The organism is Methanofervidicoccus sp. A16, assembly GCF_003351865.1.
GTDB lineage: Archaea > AGJL01 > Methanococci > Methanococcales > Methanococcaceae > Methanofervidicoccus.
On record NZ_CP022242.1, the window covers coordinates 1,144,116 to 1,166,762 of the forward strand.

The following is a 22,647-nucleotide window of genomic DNA, read 5'->3' on the forward strand; positions in this document are numbered from 1 at the left end:
AGACTATGTTTCATGTAAAGGCCTCCAAGGAGATGGAATCCTATTTTGAGAGGATCTTAAGGGAGGTAAAGAGGATATACGAGATAGCAGAGGAGTGTAGAAGAAAAGGTTACGATCCTGTAGATCATGTAGAAATACCACTGGCAAAGGATATGGCTGATAGGGTAGAGGGGCTGGTAGGTCCAAAGGGAGTAGCCAGTAGGATCAGGGAGTTGGTAAATGAGTACGGTAAGGAGCCCGCTGCACTGGAGATAGCAAAGGAGATAGTAGAGGGTAAATTTGGAAAGGAAGAATCTAAGGAGAAGTTGGCAGAACAGGCTATAAGAACTGCCCTGGCTATACTAACAGAGGGTATAGTCGCCGCTCCCTTGGAGGGTATCGCCCATGTGAAGATAAAGAAGAATAAGGATGGTAGTGAGTACTTGGCTATATACTTCGCAGGGCCTATTAGAAGTGCAGGGGGGACTGCACAGGCGTTGGCAGTACTTGTTGGGGATTACGTTAGGAAGGCATTGGGATTAAGTAGATACATCCCAACTGAGGATGAGATAGAGAGATATGTAGAGGAGGTGGATCTCTATCAGTCTGAAGTGGGATCGTTCCAGTACTCTCCAAGTGCCGAGGAGATAAGGACTGCAGTTAGGAACATACCTATTGAGATTACTGGAGAGGCTACAGATGATGTGGAGGTCAGTGGGCATAGGGATTTAGAGAGGGTGGAGACGAATCAATTAAGAGGAGGGGCTCTCCTTGTACTTGTAGAGGGGGTTCTCTTAAAGGCTCCTAAGATCCTTAGACATGTAGATAAGTTAGGTATTGAGGGATGGGAGTGGTTAAAGGAGTTGAAGGGGAAGAAGGAGGAGGAGAATAAAGAGGAAGAAAAGGAGGATAATAAGGTAGTTAAAGATCCTAAGGAGAGATTATACGAAGATGTGGAGATAGAGCCTATTACAAAGTACATAGGGGAGGTTATTGCTGGTAGGCCAGTCTTTGCCCACCCATCTAGATCTGGAGGGTTCAGATTAAGATACGGGAGAAGTAGAAATACAGGGTTTGCAACTGATGGCTTCCACCCTGCCCTTATGTACTTAGTGGATGAGTTTATGGCTATAGGTACCCAGTTGAAGACTGAAAGGCCTGGAAAGGCAACCTGTGTAGTTCCAGTGGATAGTATAGAGGGCCCTATTGTAAAACTTAAAAATGGAGATGTGATACAGATAAACACTGTAGAGGACGCTATAAAGTACAGGGATCAGGTGGAGGAGATATTGTTCTTAGGAGATATCCTTGTAAATTATGGGGACTTCCTTGAAAACAACCATCCTATACTTCCAAGTAGTTGGTGCGAGGAGTGGTACGAGAAGATCCTTATATCCAAGGGTATAGAGTACAGTGAAGATTTCATAAAAAACCCAGATCATAAGAATGCAGTGAAGTTTGCAATAAGGACTAAGACACCTCTACATCCAAGATTTACCTACTACTGGCATGAGGTATCCAAGGAGGATATAGTACTCCTTAGGGATTTCCTACTTAAGGGGGATGTAAAGATAAAGGGATCTAAAGATCTCTGGATTGTGCCCTATAAAGAGAGAGATAGAGGTAAGAGGGTATTGGAGTTAATTGGATGTTGTCATAGGGTTGTTAGAGAAGGTGGGGAGAGATACATCGAGATAGAGGATTACTATCCACTACTCTACTCCTTGGGGTACGACGTAGAGAATAGAAGGGATCTAATAGGGGATATCCAGGAGTTAATGGAAAAATCTAAAAATAGTATGCATCTTATAAACCTCCTTGCACCTTTCGAGATCAGAAGAAAGGCATACGTCTATATAGGAGCCCGTATGGGAAGGCCTGAAAAGGCTGCACCTAGGAAGATGAAACCTCCAGTAAATAGCCTCTTCCCAATAGGTAATGCGGGGGGAAACGTTAGACTGATCAACAAGGCTGTTGATGAGGGGAAGACAGATATTGTAGAGGTGTCCTATGGGGAGTGTCCAAACTGTGGAAGGATAAGTCTATATAGAAAGTGTCCCTTCTGTGGAACTCCTGTAGATCTCTCTGGTCCTAAGAGGATAGAGGCTCCACTGAAGGAGTACTGGAAAAAGGCACTGGAGAACCTTAGATTAAATAAGGCTGGAGATGTTAAGTGTATTAAAGGGATGACCTCTAAGAGGAAGATAGTTGAACCTCTTGAGAAGGGGATACTGAGAGCCATAAATAAGGTGTATGTGTTTAAAGACGGTACCTTAAGGTTCGACTGTACAGATGTACCATTAACTCACTTTAAACCCTGTGAGATAAACGTCTCTGTGGAGAAGTTGAGAGAGTTAGGTTATACTAAGGACATCTACGGCAATCCACTGGAGAGGGAGGATCAGATAGTGGAGTTGAAGGTACAGGATATAGTTATCCCAACAGCCTGTGCAGAGTACTTTGTAAGTGCTGCCAAATTCATAGACGATCTACTTGAGAAGGTATACAAGGTAGAGAGATTCTACAACGTAAAGAGTAAGGAGGATCTAATAGGGCACTTGGTAGTTGGAATGGCACCTCATACCTCTGCAGGAATGGTGGGAAGAATTATCGGATACTGTGATGCAAATGTAGGTTATGCACATCCCTACTTCCACGCCTCCAAGAGGAGGAACTGCTTCCCAGGGGATACTAAGGTGTTGGTTAATATAGAGGGTAAGGTGAAGAGGATAGAGATAGAGGAGTTATTTAACCTATACGATGAAAGTGGGGAGTGCTACGAGAACGGGGCATATATTAGAAGATCTCCAAGGGACAATATTAGGATCCAGGTGTACTCCTTCGATACAGTAAATAGGAAAGTAGTACTTACAGAGATAGAGGAGGTATTAAAGATACACTCTCCAAATCACCTAGTAAGTATAAACCTCGAAGGTGGAAGATCCTTTAAAACTACGCCGGATCATCCTGTAATTGTATACGATAAAGAGAATGATAGATTTGTAGAGAAGAGGGGGATGGAGGTAAAAGAGGGGGATCTTGTACTTGTTCCAAAGTTGGATAACTTTGGAGAGGAGATACCAGAGGTTTTTAAGGATGTAGATATAGATCACTTGATGGAGTTGTTAGGGTATTTCTTGGGATCAGAGGAGGATACAATATCTTACATTGATCAGAATATAAAAGAATTGTTTAAAGTATTGGAAGTAGAAAAGGGTAGATTACCATCCTTTGTATATGAATTACCAAAAGAAAGTATTAAGACATTTATTACAACCTACCTTAAAGTTTCAGGGGGGAAAGGTAAGGAAGGGGTAATATTAAAGGGTAATAGGGATCTCCTGGAGGATATAGACACCCTATTAAATTCAAAGTTTAATATCCTAGGTACCTTCTTGGAGGATGGTGAAGGACTCCTTCTAAAAAACGAGGATATCGAAAAGATACACAACAGTAAAGAAGAGAATAACCTCAACTGGATACTAAAAGTTGAGAGTATAGACATACTAAAATATAATGGATACGTCTATTCCCTAAAAGCCAAGAAGTATCACAATATCATTGTAAACTCCAACATACTTACCCACCAGTGCGATGGAGACGAAGATAGTATATTCCTACTCTTAGATGCCTTCCTAAACTTCTCCAAGGTTTATCTTCCTGAGAAGAGAGGAGGACAGATGGATGCACCTTTAGTATTAACCACAATCTTAGATCCAAAGGAGGTAGATGGAGAAGTCCATAACATGGATGTTGTATGGGAGTACCCATTGGAGTTCTACGAGAGATCCCTTGACATGCCCTCTCCAAAGGAGATTAAGGATCTCATAGAGACTGTGGAGGATAGACTTGGCACTCCAGCCCAGTACGAGGGACTTGGTTATACTCATGAAACAAGTAGAATAGATAACGGCCCTATGGTTTGTACATACAAGACCTTAGACACCATGCTTGAAAAGACTGAAGCCCAGTTGAAAGTTGCAAAGAAGATAAGAGCCGCCGATGAGAGGGATGTAGCGGAGAAGGTAATACAATCCCACTTTATCCCAGATCTCATTGGAAACCTAAAGGCATTTTCACGACAGGGAGTAAGGTGTAAATGTGGTGCAAAGTATAGAAGGATACCTCTAAAAGGAGTGTGTCCTAAGTGTGGTAGTAAGTTGATACTTACAGTGTCTAAGGGTGCTGTTGAAAAGTATATGGACGTCTCTCAGAAGATGGCTCAAGATTACAACGCAAATAACTATATAAAACAGAGATTGGAGTTGATTAGGGAAAGTATAGACAACCTATTTAAAAATGAGAGAAAAAAACAGATACAGATAGATCACTTCTTTAAGGGACAGTGAAATTTTTAAATACTATTTTTCTTTTTGACAGTAAAAATAAAATAAATTATCAGGATCTCCCCTTTTCTCTTAATGTTTAGAAACTTTTTGAGGAGAATAATTACCGGGTTTTACTCTTTTTGTTTTATTTATTTAGATATTAAATTATCTTTTGAAAAATTTTTATTAAATTTTATTTTATTATAATAATATTTAAAATACTTTAAAAAAAATAAAAAAATAAAAAATTTTTTAAGAAAAAAGTTTTAAAGGAAATCCGCTATTTCTCCAGTACTTCGGTAGTTCAGGAGAGATCATCAGATTTATTACTTTTTATGTTTGTTGATGTATTGTACACTAAAAAATAGAAAAGACAGAAACCTAATATTGTGTGCTGAATCTACAAAAATAATATTAAAATCTCCCTATAACATCATTATAGAGTAGAAAAAATACTTAAAAATCCCTAAAACCTTATTTAAAGTATTAAAGAACTTTATTATTTCCTGTTATTGCCTCCCTATTTACTTCACATTCTTTTTTATCTAAATATATAAATCTTTCAGTTATAACCTCTAGACATTTCTCCACACTTTCACTTATAGATATATTCTCTATAACTGGAACATTGTACTCATATGCCTTTTTTACGATGTAGTCATTTATCTTCCTTATTATCTCGAAGTGTTTAAGATATCTCTCCATAGGCCTCGATGTAATTTTTGCCCTTGCTGCAAATCTCTCCTTGTGCATCTTCTCGGAACTAAGGGTTAAGATTAAGGTTATTATATTTGGCATCTTTGTATACTTCTCCTCCATAAATCCTGGAATAATGTGGGTTCCTTCAATTATAACACTCAATCCCTCTTTTAGACTTCTATCTATTACACTCTCTACTCCAACTAAAACTAACTCTACATGTCTCTCAAATCCTAAGATATGAATATCTTCGTTGTTAACCTCTGAAGGGATCCTTAAGGCCTTCCATGCTGTATAAGAAGACTCATACAACATAGGTACTAGATCCTTAGATATACTTCTTCTCATCACCTCTCTGATGGAATCTGTACCTATAACACTGGGAATTCCCAACCTCGATGCCAACTCAAAGGCTATTGTGGACGTACCCACACCACTGGCTCCTCCTATGAGTATTATTATAGGATGTTTCTTTAGTATTCTCCTCCATAGTAGATACTTCTCCGCAATACTTTCATAGTTTTTAGATATTAGATATTCATACACTATTTTCCTTATTTCGTCCTTAGTGATAGTATCTATACCTCTCTCATTTAGCATCTTTTCAATTTCTTTTGCTATATTGTATGCCTCACTTGGTTTCATTCCTGCTGCAGTTAAGGACCTGGCAAGAACTCCCTTGGAAAATGGCATATCGTAATTTTTACCTTTTACAATTATTTTGTTAGTTATCTTCTTGAGATCCATGGACTCCACTCTCCATAATATTTGCTGTAAAAAATAAATTAAATAAAATTAAATTTATAATTATTAAAAAATAATTATTAATATTTTATTAATTGTAGTATTAAAAATAAAAAATATTGAAAAACAGTTAGAAAGTTATTATACTTGAAACACTAGAGAAAGGTATCGATCATCAGGATTTTATTACAGAATCTATATTTATTTTAACAATTCAAAGTAATAGATTATAACATATTTATAAGGAGGAGATAATGACTCAACCTCCACTCTTTTTTCTTAGGTTTTAAGTAACCCTTAGAAAATTTTCATATTATTTTAAATATCCATATTTTAGGGAGATTTTGGAGAAAAGTTTATTTACAATCTTAAATTTTGCATATAACATACAATAGTTAGCATATTTTTTTACTACAAACCTAGCATATCTGGTTGAAAATATGAAGATTTTCAAGGGGAGGGATGTTATAGGTATAGTACACGAGTTAGGTGTACTCATTACATTTATTGGCATTGTAATGTTTATTCCAACTGTTGTAGGATGGTGCTATAAAGAACCTGTATGGTACTTCCTATATCCCTCCCTTTTAACCACCTTAACTGGTATCCTTATATACAAATTTACAGAGCCTGTAAATATTAAATTAAAACATGCTATGGTAATATCGGCCTTGGCCTGGCTTTTAGCATCGTTAATTGGGGCTATACCTTTTTACTTGGGGATACCTTACTTCTCCTACTTGGACGGAGTATTCGAAAGTATGTCTGCCTGGACCACTACAGGTTTCACACTTATAGAGGATGTTGAGGCACTCCCTCGTACATTACAGTTCTGGAGGAGTTTGGAGCAGTGGATCGGAGGTATTGGAGTCCTTGTAATGGTGATCTCCATACTCTCAAAAACTGGTATCTCTGCCTACTACAGGGCTGAAGCAAGAGAGGAGAAGATCCTTCCAAGTACTATCAACACCGCCAGGAAGATATGGCAGATCTATATCCTCTATACATTAATTGGAATAAGTCTCCTATACCTTACAGGACTACCAGTATGGGACGCCATAAATCTATGTATGTGTGGAATCTCAACTGGGGGGATGAGTATAAAGAACTCCAGTTTTCCATACAATACCTTGGCGAAGGTTGTGATGATCTCTATAATGATGGTGGGAGGGATAATCTCCTTTGCTGTACACCATAAGATACTAACTGGTAGGTGGATAGACGATATCCAGAGTAAGGTAGGTATCTCCATAGTACTAATTGCCTCCCTTGTAGTTATGCTCTCCTCAGGTATTGACTTTATAGACGCCCTTTTTACAGTAGTCTCTGCCATGACCAGTACCGGTTATTCCACTGTAAGTATTCCCAATTTAAGCGATCTATCCCTTTTTGTAATAGTACTCCTTATGATGGTAGGAGGATCCACTGGAACCACAACAGGAGGTATAAAACTTATAAGGGTTATAGTTGTGCTGAAAAGTTTCTACTACCACCTTCAGAGGGCTTTACTTTCTCCCAATGTACTTATATGTAAAAAGATAGGAAAAAACCTGTTATCCCAGGATCTCGTTGTTGATGCCTCTGTTGTAGGTTTTGCGTACTTAATACACTACGGGATAACTACCGGGATCTTGATATCCTTAGGTTATTCTCCCTTTAAATCACTCTTTGAAGGAGTCTCCTTAGTTGCCAATATGGGACTATCTGTAAATGTTGTAAATCACTCCATGAGTTCCCTAGGAAAGGTGGTGGGTATCTTTATGATGTGGGTAGGGAGACTGGAGTTTATCCCTGTATATGTTCTTATACTCTACTTATTTAGAAAAATAAAATCTTATATAACTACTATCAAAAATTAATAATGTATAACCCCACTTCCCATCAAAAGGATAATTTAGAGAATAATAAAAATAATCCCAATTCCCATCAAAAAACTCTGATAAGGATAACAATAATTATAAAAAGTATAAAAGGATGATATAAAATCAGAATAAATAAAAGATAATCTCCTAGGGTGCTCTAAGATACTCTATGGAGTGGAGTAGATCCTTGCTAACAGGTTGGCTATTATTAATTTTTATTATAAAGTATTGTATTTTAAATATTTTCTTTGTCTTTTTTTTTATTATTCTTATTTTTAATTATTTAAATCGTTACTTTGATGGGAACTAAGGTAATAAAAATAAAAATAATTATAAAAATAATAAGAAGATAAAAATAAAGAAAAGGTTTTAAAATAAAAACTTCTATAGTCTCAGATATAACATTTTAAAAAGAAGATTGGAAGGGAATGGTTCTCTGTACACCTTCCAATATTAGTGGATATCAGAATATGATTTTTTATCTTATCTAAGGGTTCGGAAAGATCCTAATGGTATTTAATAATTTTTATATTGGTTATTTTCATTCTTCTTTTAATCACTACTGATGGGAACTAAGTTAATTATAATATAACAATAATTTTAATAATAATTAAAATCAGAATAGATAGAGGTATACATATCTTTTGATATACCTCTCTTAGAGATAATACTGATCTCATTTCAATTTATGATAGGAACTTTGTCAAAGAGAATTTCGTCTTTTTATTACAAATACTTTAGATACTTTTGGAAAAGATATGTATTTATAAGAGTTTTTTAATTTTAATAAAAATTATTATAATATTAAATTTAATATAAAATCATCTTAAGTATAGTTAATGATTTACTACCTCCTCACCTTTATGAAGTCTCCTAAGGTAAAATCCCTAGATCCCTGATTACTGCACTCCTCACCACCTTCCTCATAGAGGCTTATATTCAACTCCTTTTCGAGCCTCCTTATATACTTCTCCTCAGGTTCCAACTGGCCACTTTCAATTTTATGAAGTGTTGATACCTTTATACCTACCTTACGTGCCAACTCCTCTATGCTCATGCCCTTCTTTATTCGAGCCTCCCTTATGATCTCACCGTAATCTTCCACAATGGTTTTTATTGTGTCGAATACATCCCTCTTAGGTCTATATATCCTCCTACTACTCCCACCACTCCTTGGAATGCTCTTTTTCCCTAATTTAGGTATTCTCGAGTAAGTCTTTAGAGTTACACCGTACTTGGCACAATCACTGCATACCATCATCTCTACACCTTCCACCCTTACAGGTACAAGTTTATTTACATCCCTACCACATAGTTCGCACTGCATAGAACCACCATTTAAAATTCTATATAAATTAATTTAAAAAAATATATATATTTTAATTGTGATATAATAATTATGTCATTAGATTCATTACTCATCATTTTTATCATAATCATGGGAGGTAATAAATATGGTATTTCCAAGTTATGATAATGAGGATGTTGAAGAGAAAAAGAACAACGTAGATCCTGTAAAGGAATTTGAAAAAACCTACATTGCAGAGTTAGAGAGTAAAATATTGAAGATGGAACTGGAGAATAAAAACCTTCAGCGAGAGAATCTCCAACTAAAGAAGGAGAACGAGATATTAAAGAGAGAGTTAGATAAACTTAGAATACCTCCTCTAATATTAGGAACTGTAACTGACAGGGTGGGAAAGAGGAAGGCTGTTGTAAAGAGTTCTACAGGTCCAAGTTTCCTGGTAAATATCTCCCAGTTCGTAGACGAAGAGGAAATAGTACCTGGTGCAAGGGTCTGTCTAAACCAGCAGACTCTCGTTATTGTAGATGTACTTCCAAGGGAGAAGGATTACAGAGCCATGGCTATGGAGGTAGATGAGAGACCAAATGTATCCTTTGATGACATCGGTGGTTTAGACGAACAGATAAGAGAGATCAGGGAAGTTGTTGAACTCCCATTAACCCACCCTGAACTCTTTGAAAAGGTAGGGATAGAACCACCTAAGGGAGTACTACTCTATGGACCACCAGGAACAGGTAAAACACTCCTTGCAAAGGCTGTAGCCCATGAGACCAACGCAACATTTATTAAGGTTGTAGGATCAGAACTTGTGAAAAAGTTTATAGGAGAAGGAGCCAAACTTGTGAAGGATGTATTTAAACTGGCAAAGGAGAAGGCTCCATCTATCATTTTCATAGATGAGATAGACGCCATAGCAAGTAAGAGAACAGAGGCTCTTACTGGAGGAGACAGGGAGGTTCAGAGAACCCTAATGCAACTCCTTGCAGAAATGGATGGATTCGACTCCAGAGGAGATGTAAAGATCATCGCCGCTACAAACAGGCTGGATATATTAGATCCTGCAATCTTAAGACCTGGTAGATTCGATAGAATAATAGAGGTACCACCTCCAGGAGAGGAGGGTAGATTGGAGATACTGAAGATCCACACTAGAAAAATGAACCTAGCTGATGATGTAGATCTAAGTAAGATAGCAAAGATGACAGAAGGGTTCGTTGGTGCAGACCTAAAGGCAGTATGTACAGAGGCTGGTATGTTTGCAATTAGGGATAATAGAGACTATGTTACAATGGAGGACTTCATAAATGCTGTGGAAAAGATAAAGAAGAAAAAGGGAAGTAGTCCAACCACTCCAGCACTTAACGTAATGTACGGTTAAAGAATTTTTCTTTTTATTTTTTAAATAGTAATTGAAATCCTAATTCTCGTTTAAAAGCCCTTCTCTGATAGAAATTAATATATTAATAATCGAAATAAAAAATAAAACCATCATCTACCTTAAATATAGATTTTTAGAGTATAAAACAAGATGATTCTACTTTAATTCCTGAATATTTGGAGGAGAAAAACCCTCCTGCAAGGAAAATTTTCATGATTTTATAATTATAAATAACTTAGTAAAGATGTAAAAATAAAAATATTAAAAAAAGATAGTTATTAAAAAATCAAATAGAATTCTATAAGGACGAAGTGAATTCTTCCTTTTTTATTTTTCCACCTGTGTAATAATCCTTTATTAGGTCAATATTTCAAATATTTTTTATTTTTTGATTTTAAATTATTTTTTATAAATTTTTAATAATTATTATTATCTTTTTAAAAGTTCGTTTATATTATTAAATAATTTTTTATAAATAATAATTAATGTTAATTATTCTTATAATTTAAAATAAAAGGGAAAAGTATGCAAATTGGTATAGTTGGTGGAGGATTAGGGGGGTTACTAGCAGGAGCATTACTTTCTAGGAATAACCATGTAGTTTTATACGAGAAACTACCTTACGTAGGTGGAAGATTTACAAATATCCCGTATAAGGACTATCAACTTACTACAGGAGCCCTCCATATGATACCCCATGGAGCAGACGGTTATTTGGCACAGTTGCTCTCTAAGGCAGGCTGTAAGGTAGATATTGTAAATTCCGATCCAGATGGACTCTTTAGAATAGGTAAGAGGGACTACAAATATAAGGATCTATTTAATATAGTAGGGTTAAAGGATAAGATAAAATGTCTAAAGATGGCTACTAACTTAAAGTTAGGTAGAGTGGACAGGAATATATCCTTTGGAGAGTTCTTAGAGGACGTACCACTGGCATTGAAGGTAGGCAACTCCTTCACAGGATGGGCTTTAAGTTTAGACGCCTACAGTGTCCCTATGGATGAGATCGTCGAGATCGCCAAAAACTATTACAGGTTTGGAGGGCCTGGGATACCAATAGGTGGATGTAAGGGAGTGATAGATGAACTTGCTAAGGTTATACTGGAGAATGGAGGTAGGATAATTACTGAGTGTAAAGTTGAGAGGATAGAGATAGATGAGGATAAGGGATATATATACACAGAGGAGGGATGTTCAGAGTTCGATGTAGTTATAAGCAATCTATCTCCAAAACTTACAGAGAAGATATCCAATGTAAAGGTTATAAAGGATAAAGAACCTGTACCCTCTAGAGGTATAAAGGTATCCATAGGTTGTAAAGAGAAGTTGATTAAACACAACGGAGTACTCTTCACTCCAGAGTGCGAGAGGGTATGTGGTTTAAACTGTCCATCTAACGTAGATAGATCTCTTGCAAGGGAGGGCTATAACTTAATAATGGCTCACGCCATCCAAGTTAAAGACAATGTAAAGAAGGAGATAGATATTGTTCTGGAGGATATAGAGGGATTATTCAGGGACGCCAATATAGAGAACTACGAGATACTCCATATCCAGACATTTAGAGATGATATCCCAGTAAATCACGCCTCAAATGGTACAGATGTAGATCCTATAGTGGATAAAAGGTTGTACCTTGTAGGAGATGGAGTTAAAGGGAAGGGAGGGATAGAGGTGGAGGGTATTGCCTTAGGAGTCTCCAAGGTGGTTAGTTGGATAGAGGATAAGAGAGATATGACATCTTAATAAAAAGTTCTTAAAGTGATAAAGTTTAAAAATATAAAAATAAATATAAAAAACTCTAAATCCCATATTAAAAAAATAATAATAAAAATAATAAAAAAGACTAAAAGATATTAAATGAGTATATAAAAATAATTAAAAACAAAAATAAAAAAAGTATATCTTCTATAAGCATAGTCAAAGGTTTTAATCAATTTTTATCAATTATTTTTATTTTTTTTCTTAGAAGTTTTATTATTTTTTAATTTATAATAATTATCAATTTTTATTAATTTTAAACCCTATCCACCCCTAAAACACACCTCTCAAACCCTATCTCCTTAAACCTCTTACTTATATCCCTAAACTTGGCGATATCCATTATCTTATGTATTTCCTCACTGTTTATCTCAATAACTGCTATATTGTGAAAATCTCTCACCCTGAAGTATCCCTCTAAACCCAGATAGAACGCTAAGAACTTCTCACCTTCATATACCCTCTTTAACCTCTCCTCTGTAATAGGAGGATTTAATATTCTTGTGGCTAAACAGGAGTCCTCCCTTGGAGTTGGTACATTTAAATATCTAAGTATTTCCTTAACCTCTTTTTTTCTTATCTCCAACTCTGCAAGGGGCGATCTTATACCGTACTCCCTATAGGCTCTTATCCCTGGTCTATCCTCAAATAGATCGTCGTAGTTAGTTCCATCTACTATAATTACCTCCCTGTCAAAAAAATCCCTTAATTTATCCCTCTCCTTTACAAGTACCTCCGCCATATATCTTTTACATATATAACATCTATTCTTCAGATCTCTGTTTATCTCACAAACTACACCGTTCTTTAGATAGTTAAAATCTACAACCTTGTGATCTATACTATATTTTTTAGATAGTTCAACACTTTTTTTAATACTATCCTCTGGAAAGAATCCATTATTCACAGTTATGGCTAAGGTGTATCTTCCGTAGTGCTTGCTCATAAGAGCAACTAACAAACTGTCCATCCCCCCTGAATAGGATACCACAGATATTTTTCCCTTAAAGTACTCCTTCAACCTTCTGAACTTTTCCATTAACATACAAATCCCATATCCTTAATCATCTTTATGTCATCCTCTATCGATCGCCCCTGTATAGTTAAATAGTTCCCTACCATAAGGCCATCAATCGCCAGAAGGGATAGACATTGAAGATCCTTTAACTTGTACAACCTTCCCCCACATAGACGTATCTCCCTATCTGGTAGTAATATCTTCCCAAGTGCAATGGATTTCAGTGCCTCCTCTGGTGTGATCTCCCTTATCTCTCCCTTTTCTATTAGATGGTATATTTTAGTACCCTTTATAGGATGAAGTATATTTAGGGCAACGCTATCTACATCTAAGTTTTTCAACTCCTCCAACATCTTTATCCTGTCTATATAAGACTCACCTAATCCAAATATACCCCCACTACATACCTCTAACCCTAATTTTTTTGCATACCTTATAGTTCTTACCTTCTCTTGATAACTATGGGTAGTACATACCTTCTCAAAGTAATCCCGTGAAGTTTCTAAATTGTTATGTATTCTAACCCCTAATTCCTTTAACTCTTTCAGTTTATCCTTATCCAGTATTCCAAGGGATACACAGATCTTTAATCCTGTCTTCTCCTTCAACTCCCTTATAGTATCTACCACCCTCTCAAAATCCCTATCTTCTATAGATCTGCCGCTAACTACTATAGAGAATCTATTACAGTACCTCTCCATATACTTCGCATATTTTATAATCTCCTCCTTAGGCTTCAATTCGTATGTTTTTATATCTGTATTATGATGTATAGACTGGGAGCAGAAGATACAGTTTTCAGGACACCTTCCAGATCTCGCATTAACTATAGAGCATAGATCTATTTTAAGGGAGTTATCACTATAATATCTCTTAATAGAATAGGCCAAGTACAGTAGATCGTAGGTATCTCCCTCATTCCAAAGATCTAGGATATCTCTGAAAGTGATTTTTCCCCTTATTACTTTTTCATAGTACTTCATTATATCCATAAACATCCCTGAGAATGATGAAAAAATACATTAAATTAGGATCATTTTTATATTAATAATTATTATAATTTATTTCTATAAAAATTAAAGGAGATATTTATGGATGAAAAAACAAAAGAAACTCTACTCGTAGACATCGCCCCTTATATTGAAGATATAGAATTTTTTAAAGAACTTTTAGAGAAATCTAAGGATATTGAAGACCTAAAAAGGAGATTAAAGGAACTACTGGAAAGGGAAGAGGATATTACTAGGAAAACAGATATAAAGATAATACTCAGCAAAATAGAATCTACTCCTTAAAGAGTATTCTGTCATAACCACTATATACTGTAAATCTATCCCCTCTGGCAAATCCTATAAGGATTAAATTGCTTCTTCTTGCAAGTTCTACCCCTCTATCCATAGGAGGAGATTTTGATATAATCACAGGTATCCCTGCATTTACTCCTTTATTTACCATCATGTATGTCTGCCTACCACTGGATACGAGGATCTTATCCCTTAGATCTATACCCCTTAGCACACAGTAGCCTATCACCTTATCCACTGCGTTGTGCCTCCCTATGTCCTCGATGGAGAGGATCCTCTCCCCCTCTAAGGTGTAAATAGATGCCCAATGAGTACCCCCAGTTAATTCCCATGTCTTTTTATCTTTTAACATGTCCTTCATAACCTTCAAGATAGTACTTAGAGGTAGTTTAATCTCTTTTACAACCCTGTTGTTGTCATTTTCCCTATCTATCTGGCCCTCTACCACTATTTTGTTATCCTCTACATAGGCGTTTTTAACGTCCTTTTCCTTTAAATATCCCTGGGAAACAGTGTATCCCACCCCTAACTCCCTCAAATACTCAGGAGATGCAGAAATCCCCTCTGCTATCTTTTTCTCATTTATGTATATATTGTAATCCCTTTCAACACATAGGTAATCCTCTGTAATCTCTGGACTTCCCCTCCATATCAAAACATCCAACTTTTTTATCATAACTACTCTCCTACAACCTTAACGTAGAATCTCCTAGTCCTGGGTCCGTCGAATTCACAGAAGAATATCCCCTGCCAGGTTCCAAGAAGTAACTTTCCATTGGATACTATGAGATGTAGGGAAACTCCTAGGAGGGAACTTTTTATATGGGCGTCTGAGTTGCCCTCAACATGGGTATAGGGACCATCCTTAGGTATCATCCTCCTTAGAAACCCTAAGATATCCTCCTTAACTGATGGATCTGCATTTTCGTTTATCGTCAGTGCTGCAGTGGTATGAGGTGTATATACCACAACGATTCCATCCTTCACCTTGGACTCCCTTACAGATTGGAGCACATACCCTGTAATATCTATAAACTCCTCCCTCTTGCTAGTTTTTATAACGTACTCCTTCAACATAGTATCACTGTTAAACTTCCCTCCCTCTACTTAACTCCACTATACCGTTAGCTATAGATACTGCAACAGGAGTGCCCCCTTTAGGCCCTTCAGTGGTTATAGAGGGAACATCTATACTACGTAGCAACTCCTTAGATTCACCTGCCTTAACAAACCCCACAGGAACCCCTATTACAAGTCTCGGCTCAACTCCTTCCTCCTCTATCAATCTAACAACCTCGAAGAGTGCAGTAGGTGCATTACCAACTACAACGATACCTCTATCAATGTAAGGTTTTGCCACCCTCATGGCAGCAGCAGCCCTTGTAATTCCCTCCTCCTTGGCGATCTCATAAACCCTCTCATCATCTATAAATGAAAATATATTGTCATATCTTATACCTACCTTAACCATCTCCACATCCACTACCATGGGACAGTTATTCCTTATACCTTCTATCCCCCTCTCTATAGGATGGTTTTTGAACCTTATAAGTTTTGCATACTCCATATCTGCAGTGGCATGGACTACCCTCTCAATTATTCTCATCTCCCACTCTGAGTATCTCTCTATATCTTCTCCCAGTACCTCCCTTATCTTCTCCCTAACTATCTCCCTGGATCTCCTTGCAACATCCAACCCATCCCTACTGATTGCACCCATGAACATCTATCCACCTTACTCTATTAACTTTAAAACCCTCCTTATACCATCAGACTTTGTGTATGCAACCTCTATCAAGTCAGGGAGTACGCTGGTAAGTTCAAAGTCTATAATACCTAAGAATTCCCTCTTTGTATCTAACTTAAAGAATGTCTCGTCCTTTAAAACTACAACACCTTCCACATGGTACCTAGCAAAGTAGGCCTCGAAGTAGTCTCCTTCTTCTATATCCTCTAAGTATTTGTAGAGTTCATCCTCACTGTTAAGTACTACCTCTATATTTTTCTTCATTATTATTCACCTTAATAGAGTTTTATGATAATAATAAAATTAAATTTTATAAATATTTTTGCAAGATATATATAAATATCGAGGATAATAGTATAGTTAAGTAAAATATGAAAGATAATTTCAATTATTATCTATGTACAAATCCTTAAATTATTAGAAAAGATTAATTCCTTCATAGATAGTTTTTTACTCTTTTTTTATTCTACTCCAGTTTCCACCAAAAATATACATATTTATCTAACATTATATAAAAGTTAATATTACCTCATAGGGAGTACAGAAAAAGTTTTAATCAGAATTAAAAATAGTTTCAATAAAGGTATGATAGATAATTACCCATTTAAAGTGAATAGTTAGTAATTATTTCACTATAAGATCTAGCCGTATATAGAAAAAAGGTAGTATAAATTATTAGGTGGTATCTTGAGTAAGAACATTCTAAGAAGGGGGCGTCTCTCCAACATCACAGAGGAAAAAGTTATGGAGTACACCACCAGTTTATCCTTCGACAGAGAGATATTCGAAAGTGATATCCTATGTGATATAGCCCATACCAAAATGTTGATGGAGAGAAATATTATTCCAGAGGAAGATGGAAGAAAGATAATAGAGGAACTTATAAAGATACTTAAAGAGGGAATAGATGCCTTAGATCTAGATCCTTCCTTAGACGACATCCATATGGTAATCGAAAACGAACTTATAAAGAGACTTGGAGAGGATGTTGCAGGGAAGATGCACACCGGTAGAAGTAGAAACGATCAGGTTGCAACAGATATTAGAATGACTTTAAGGGAGAAGGTACTTCTTATATTAAAGAAACTTATAAACTTGGAGAAAACTATCCTATCCATGGCAGAGGAACATATAGAAACCCTCTTCGTAGGATACACCCATCTACAACATGCCCAACCTACAACCTACGGACACCATCTACTAAGTTACGTCTCCATGCTTGAAAGAGATATCCAACGATTACTAGATACATATAAGAGAATAAATATCTCACCTTTAGGATGTGGAGCCATGGCTACAACAGGTTTCAATATAGATAGAAGGAGAACTATGGAGTTGTTAGGATTTGACGATCTCATTGAGAACTCCATGGACGGCGTCTCTACAAGGGATTTCATCTTAGAGACTATGGCAGATCTCTCCATCCTTGGAACAAATTTATCTAAGATATGTGAGGAGTTGATACTCTTCTCCACCTACGAGTTTGGAGTTATAGAGTTGTCAGATACCTATACCTCTACATCTTCCATTATGCCCCAGAAGAAGAACCCAGATGTTGCAGAGATCGCCAGGGCAAAACTCTCCACCTTAAATGGAAATCTCATTACTGTACTCACCATCTTAAAGGCACTTCCAAATACCTACAACAGGGATCTGCAGGAGGTAACTCCCCATCTTTGGAATAGTGTATATACTATCTTGGATACTTTAGAGATGGTAGAGGGAATGGTAAAGACCCTGAAGGTTAATAGGGAGAGGATGAAAGAATTGGCAGAAAGTAACTACTCTACTGCAACGGAGTTGGCAGATACCCTTGTAAGGGAGTGCAACATATCCTTTAGAACTGCCCATGGAATAGTAGGAGAGGCTGTTAGAAGATCCATAGAGGAGAAAAGGGATTTAGTTGAGGTTGTGGAGGAGGTACTTAGGAGGTATAACTTAAAGTTGGAGAGGGAGAAAATAGAGAAGGCATTGGATCCTATGGAGAATGTAAAGATAAGAAAGGTTATAGGAGGTCCAGCCCCTGAAGAGGTAAGAAGGGCTATAAGATCCTACCATAGTAAAATAGAGGATTATGAGAGGGACATAGACAGTAAGATGGAGAAGATCAGGGATGTAAAGGAGAGACTGTTGAAGTTGTAGATCCTGCAAGATCCAATAAATTCTTAATTCAAATACTTAGAAGTTTTCAGAAAAAGATCCTACATAGAAAGTTGTTTTTATTTTAATAATAATTATATTACTTATTTTTACTAAATCCATGAAGTTATAATTAATATTTTTTTAATTATGAAAGACTTTATTACAAAATTTTTATAATTATCATCTTTTAATAGAATATAGGTGTTAATATATGGTAAACTCTATGGAATTTCAACTAAAGAGGGCCACTAAAACATTGATGAAAAACAAAGATGGAAATATACTAGTATGTACTCATGTAGATACAGACGGTATTACATCGAGGGCTATCTTAGAGGAGTTATTTAACAGGTTGGAAATAGAGGGAGAGTTTAGGTTTTTGAAACAACTTAACAGGGAGACTATTGAGAGCATTCCCTTTAAAGAATACAACTTAGTAATCTTTGCAGATCTAGGTAGTGGGCAGATCAACCTTATAAATGAGAAGATTAGAGAGTACGACATTTGGGATAGTAGGGATCACAGTATTGTTATACTAGATCATCACATACCTGCCTATTGTAAGATCCCTGATAATATAATCCATGTAAATCCCTGGAATGACAACTTAGATGGAGGAAAGGAGATCTGTGGAGCAGGAGTGGCCTATAAATTCGCCAAAATGTGCAACCCTAACTATACAGATCTAGCAAAGTATGCCATATTAGGTGCAGTAGGGGACATTCAGAACTTAGGAGGTGGTTTCGTAGGGTTGAACAGAGGGATATTGGAAGATGCTAAAGTAAGAGGAGATATTGTTGAATTTCCAGATCTTCAATTCTACGGTAAACATACCAGACCTATGTTTGTCTCTATGAGGTACTTTACAGACGTTAGGACAGATCTAATGAACAACGATTCAAGAATATTAAACTTTATAAAAATGGTAAATAGAAAGTATAATTTAGAGATAGATCCGAGAGAACCTATCTGCAGTCTATCCACTGAGGAGAAGAGGGCCATTGGAAGTGAATTTCTAAGTAAGTGTAATAGGTACGTTCCTCTATCTTGGATAAAGTACCTTCCTAAGGTAATCTTTGGAATGAGTTATGAATTTAGTGGCGAGATGATAATGACACCCTTGAGAAACTTAGAGGAGTTCTCAACATGTATAAACGCCTGCTCCAGGTATGGAGATTATAAAACACCTTTAGAGGTACTGAAAGGAGATAGAGGGAGGTACTACAGTAGAATGTTGTATATGCTGAATAGACATAAGAAGAACCTATTTAAGGCTTTGAAGTATATAAGGGAGAATGTAGAAATTATACAGAGAGATAAATTCCAGTACTTTGAAATAGAAAGAGGAAAAATAGAAGAAGGTATAGTAGGTATTGTAGCAGGGATGAGTTATTCCATCGAGGATGTAGATTGGAAAAAACCTATCTTCGCTATAAAGGAAGGAGAGAACGGATATAAGATATCTGCGAGATGTCCAAAATTATTAACCTTTGCCGAAAACATCAACCTTGCAGATGCTGTAAGTTATGCCTCTATGAAGGTAGGAGGTAGTGGAGGAGGACACAGATTCGCCTGTGGTGCCTATATCCCCTATAAAGAGGACTTTATAAAGTATATAGAGGATAGACTTTAATTATTATTTATTCCTGTTTCGTTAATTTATCAAACAAAAGATAATGCTTTTCTTGGAAATAACCCTTAAACACTTTATAGGATGTAGTAAATTCTCCTTAATAGGACTGTTATTAATTATATATGGGGAGCATTTTTTATTAATTTATATAAATATTTATATTCAAAATGAAAATAATACAATTTAATGTAGAAAATTAAGTCTTTAATAAAACTGTTAAGTGCTTACAGGTAAAAATTGCCCTTTATTTATTTTATTCTAAACACTATAACACTAAATTGTTTCTTAATTTATTAATTTTTATATTATTTAACAAAAATTTTGTTCATAATTTTTTATATTAAAATAATAATTATCGGAGAATTAAAAAAAATAAAAAATATTAAAAATTCGACTGTCTAAAAAAGAATTATGTTAAAACTAAAATATGGCTTTCATCCTCTGGTTTATATTGAATACTAAAAGAGTAGAACAAGATTCTATTAATTCTCCTTTTTAAGGTTTTTTACATTATTTTATTATTACTATAATTTTTAAATGCAAGTAAAAAATAAAAGTAGTAATAAAATAGAAACACTCTGTATTTTTATTTTAAAAATAGCTCATCATGTAAATAACCTTATTCACTAGAATCTCACCACTCCCTGTTTAGGTGCATCCTTGAAAATAGAATAACTAAAAAATGTTCTGACTATCTTTAAATACCCCCCCACCTTTTAAATAGATCGTTGGGAATACCTAAGATATCCAATATTCTTCCAACAACAAAATCCACCATATCATTCACTGTTTTAGGTTTTCCATAGAAGGCAGGAATAGGTGGCATGATAATGGTTCCTAACTTAGATAACTTCAACATATTTTCAAGGTGTATAGAACTTAACGGCATCTCCCTGGGCATGAGGATTAACTTTCTCTTCTCCTTAATCGCTACATCACACACTCTACATATTAAGTTGCTACTGTATCCATTTGCCACTGCAGATAGTGTTTTCATGGAACATGGTATAACTACCACACTGTGAAATATATGGGAACCAGAGGCTAAAGGAGAGAATAGGTCACTGTTCTCATAGTACTCATGGGACAGACCTATGAGATAATCAAGATCTACATCTAACTCATGTTCTATTACCTTTTTACCAGACTCTGAGACTATTAGAGATACTTCTACACCTTTATCCCTAAGTACCTCTAGTAGTCTCTTTGCATAACATACTCCACTTGCACCTGTAATACATACCACTACTTTCATAACTCTCCCAGTTAAAGAGATAATTGAAGGAACTATCTACAATACCTTAACCCTCCAAGAACTCCCAGAAGGATCTTACTGCACTGGGATTCTTAAGTTTTTTACCCTTTACCAGATATAAATACCTGGTAAGATCTAGATCCTCTATAGGGACTATCTTTATCAAACCAGCCTCGGCGGCCTTCTTTGCAGGTATCTCAGATATAATACTTACTCCATTCCCCTCGGAGACTGCAGTTATTATAGAGGAGTTGCTTCCAAGTCTCATTACAACGTTGAGATCCATCATGGAGTAGCCCTTCTCGTTTAGGGCTTTTATTATAACTTCCCTTGTACCAGATCCCTCTTCCCTATCTATGTAGTCTTCTTTCATAATATCTGAGAGTGTTGCTATACCTTTTTTAGCCAATCTATGGTTTGGAGGTACTATCAGTACCAATCTATCCTTTCCTATTATCAGATGCTCGTAATCTTTGTTGTAGAGATATCCAACTGCCGCCATATCCACTGAACCTTTCTCCAGTAGTTCAAAACACCTTTTAGAATCTGTTATCTCTATATGGAAGTCGACATCTTTATACTCCCTCTTGTAGTCCATTATTATACCTGGTAAAATATGCTCCCCTGGAGTAGTACTTGCTGCAATTTTGACAGTTCCCTCTGGATATTCATGAAGTGACTTAATACGCTGTTTCGTAGATTCTATAAGTTCCAGTATCATTTTGGCACTCTCGTAGAGAATCTGACCTTCAGGAGTTAACTCTACACCCTCAGGAGTCCTTATAAACAACTGGGTATCGAAGTACTTTTCCAGGGCTGAGATATGATTGCTTACAGTACCTTGAGTGATACCAAGTTTTTTTGCAGCCTTGGAAAAACTCTTTGTCTTAGAGGTAGTTACAAAGGTTTTAAAATAACTTATCTTAGGATCCATATTTCCACCATATTAACTGTTTCAATATCTCTTTCTATCTTAATTTTAGGCTAATATAGTTTATATTATAAGTGTAATATGATATTTAAAGTTATAGGAGGTTATTAATATTATTAATATTTATAAAATAAAGTTATAAATAATGTTAGAATAGGAGATATAGGTCTGTAGATATTTTTGTCCATAAAAAAGATAGATGTGATACTATGGAACTGATCCAGATATTCGCCTTAGTTTTTGCAATTTTTGCAATGTTTAAAATAATAATGCAACTTAAAAACAACGAAATAAACTTGGAATCTGCCATATTCTGGATATTTATTTGGGTATTGGTTATACTCATCGTGGTATTTCCACAAACTATGAGTCATCTCGCTACATTAACAGGTGTAGGTAGGGGAGTGGATGTTGTAATATACGTCGCCATTATAATACTCTTCTATCTCCTATATAGATTATATATTAAAATAGAAAATATTGAAAGGGAAATTACCCTAATTGTAAGGGAGATCGCCATATTGGAGAAAGAGAAAAAAGAGAAGGAGAAGCAATAG

The 22,647-nt window shown here is 35.9% G+C and carries 18 protein-coding genes; 8 read left to right on the top strand and 10 right to left on the bottom strand.

Annotated features, from left to right (window positions below):
• The first annotated feature begins 5 nt into the window (after positions 1-5).
• Positions 6-4,328 carry a DNA-directed DNA polymerase II large subunit gene (locus CFE53_RS05285; protein WP_148120815.1) on the top strand — a complete coding sequence of 1,441 codons (4,323 nt, stop codon included), beginning with the start codon at positions 6-8 and terminating at the stop codon, positions 4,326-4,328.
• Positions 4,329-4,793: 465 nt separating this feature from the next.
• On the opposite strand, the gene CFE53_RS05290 is transcribed toward CFE53_RS05285, so the two are convergent.
• Positions 4,794-5,753, bottom strand: a complete 960-nt coding sequence (locus CFE53_RS05290) for a 2-phosphoglycerate kinase (protein ID WP_148120816.1) — start codon at positions 5,751-5,753, stop codon at positions 4,794-4,796.
• Positions 5,754-6,190: 437 nt separating this feature from the next.
• Between CFE53_RS05290 and CFE53_RS05295 the strand changes: the two genes are divergently transcribed.
• Positions 6,191-7,609, top strand: a complete 1,419-nt coding sequence (locus CFE53_RS05295; protein WP_148120817.1) for a TrkH family potassium uptake protein — start codon at positions 6,191-6,193, stop codon at positions 7,607-7,609.
• An 850-nt stretch (positions 7,610-8,459) separates the two neighbouring features.
• Here the strand turns inward: CFE53_RS05295 and CFE53_RS05300 are convergent.
• A complete protein-coding gene (locus CFE53_RS05300) occupies positions 8,460-8,939 on the bottom strand; it encodes a multiprotein bridging factor aMBF1 (protein WP_148120818.1) in 480 nt (159 codons plus the stop codon).
• A 127-nt stretch (positions 8,940-9,066) separates the two neighbouring features.
• Between CFE53_RS05300 and CFE53_RS05305 the strand changes: the two genes are divergently transcribed.
• Positions 9,067-10,296 carry a proteasome-activating nucleotidase gene (locus CFE53_RS05305; protein WP_148120819.1) on the top strand — a complete coding sequence of 410 codons (1,230 nt, stop codon included), beginning with the start codon at positions 9,067-9,069 and terminating at the stop codon, positions 10,294-10,296.
• A 525-nt stretch (positions 10,297-10,821) separates the two neighbouring features.
• On the top strand, positions 10,822-12,045 hold the full coding sequence (locus tag CFE53_RS05310; RefSeq protein ID WP_148120820.1) for an NAD(P)-binding protein: 1,224 nt from the start codon (positions 10,822-10,824) through the stop codon (positions 12,043-12,045).
• Positions 12,046-12,316: 271 nt separating this feature from the next.
• Here the strand turns inward: CFE53_RS05310 and larE are convergent, their stop codons facing one another.
• Entirely contained in the window at positions 12,317-13,105 is a 789-nt protein-coding gene (larE, locus tag CFE53_RS05315) for an ATP-dependent sacrificial sulfur transferase LarE (RefSeq protein ID WP_148120821.1), read from the bottom strand.
• A complete protein-coding gene (gene bioB, locus CFE53_RS05320) occupies positions 13,099-14,070 on the bottom strand; it encodes a biotin synthase BioB (protein WP_148120822.1) in 972 nt (323 codons plus the stop codon). The genes larE and bioB overlap by 7 nt, the downstream gene beginning before the upstream one ends.
• Before the next feature lie 99 nt (positions 14,071-14,169).
• Between bioB and CFE53_RS05325 the strand changes: the two genes are divergently transcribed.
• Complete coding sequence (locus CFE53_RS05325; protein ID WP_148120823.1) at positions 14,170-14,373, top strand: hypothetical protein; 204 nt, start codon at positions 14,170-14,172, stop codon at positions 14,371-14,373.
• Here CFE53_RS05325 and fdhD read toward each other — a convergent pair.
• Genes fdhD through CFE53_RS05345 form a run of 4 tightly spaced genes read right to left on the bottom strand, consistent with a single transcriptional unit; the run spans position 14,363 to position 16,393 of the window.
• Positions 14,363-15,058, bottom strand: coding sequence for a formate dehydrogenase accessory sulfurtransferase FdhD (fdhD, locus tag CFE53_RS05330; protein ID WP_148120824.1), 696 nt, complete (start codon positions 15,056-15,058; stop codon positions 14,363-14,365). The genes CFE53_RS05325 and fdhD overlap by 11 nt on opposite strands.
• A gap of 2 nt (positions 15,059-15,060) precedes the next feature.
• Positions 15,061-15,459, bottom strand: a complete 399-nt coding sequence (locus tag CFE53_RS05335; protein ID WP_148120825.1) for a secondary thiamine-phosphate synthase enzyme YjbQ — start codon at positions 15,457-15,459, stop codon at positions 15,061-15,063.
• A 10-nt stretch (positions 15,460-15,469) separates the two neighbouring features.
• Positions 15,470-16,102, bottom strand: coding sequence for a cobalt-precorrin-8 methylmutase (locus CFE53_RS05340; RefSeq protein WP_148121171.1), 633 nt, complete (start codon positions 16,100-16,102; stop codon positions 15,470-15,472).
• Between the two features lie 15 nt (positions 16,103-16,117).
• Complete coding sequence (locus CFE53_RS05345) at positions 16,118-16,393, bottom strand: DUF2097 family protein (RefSeq protein WP_148120826.1); 276 nt, start codon at positions 16,391-16,393, stop codon at positions 16,118-16,120.
• Between the two features lie 480 nt (positions 16,394-16,873).
• Here CFE53_RS05345 and argH point away from each other — a divergent pair, with 480 nt between their 5' ends.
• Positions 16,874-18,271: an argininosuccinate lyase gene (gene argH / locus CFE53_RS05350; RefSeq protein WP_148121172.1), complete on the top strand. Its 1,398-nt coding sequence runs from the start codon at positions 16,874-16,876 to the stop codon at positions 18,269-18,271.
• Between the two features lie 211 nt (positions 18,272-18,482).
• The gene (gene recJ / locus CFE53_RS05355; protein ID WP_371677930.1) at positions 18,483-19,904 is read left to right on the top strand and encodes a single-stranded-DNA-specific exonuclease RecJ; all 1,422 of its coding nucleotides are present in this window, start codon (positions 18,483-18,485) and stop codon (positions 19,902-19,904) included.
• Positions 19,905-20,601: 697 nt separating this feature from the next.
• On the opposite strand, the gene CFE53_RS05360 is transcribed toward recJ, so the two are convergent.
• Both CFE53_RS05360 and CFE53_RS05365 read right to left on the bottom strand, forming a co-directional pair.
• On the bottom strand, positions 20,602-21,159 hold the full coding sequence (locus CFE53_RS05360) for a UbiX family flavin prenyltransferase (protein ID WP_148120827.1): 558 nt from the start codon (positions 21,157-21,159) through the stop codon (positions 20,602-20,604).
• Positions 21,160-21,205: 46 nt separating this feature from the next.
• Positions 21,206-22,093: a selenium metabolism-associated LysR family transcriptional regulator gene (locus CFE53_RS05365; RefSeq protein WP_148120828.1), complete on the bottom strand. Its 888-nt coding sequence runs from the start codon at positions 22,091-22,093 to the stop codon at positions 21,206-21,208.
• Positions 22,094-22,299: 206 nt separating this feature from the next.
• On the opposite strand from CFE53_RS05365, the gene CFE53_RS05370 reads away from it, so the two are divergent.
• Positions 22,300-22,647: a DUF2304 domain-containing protein gene (locus CFE53_RS05370; protein WP_148120829.1), complete on the top strand. Its 348-nt coding sequence runs from the start codon at positions 22,300-22,302 to the stop codon at positions 22,645-22,647.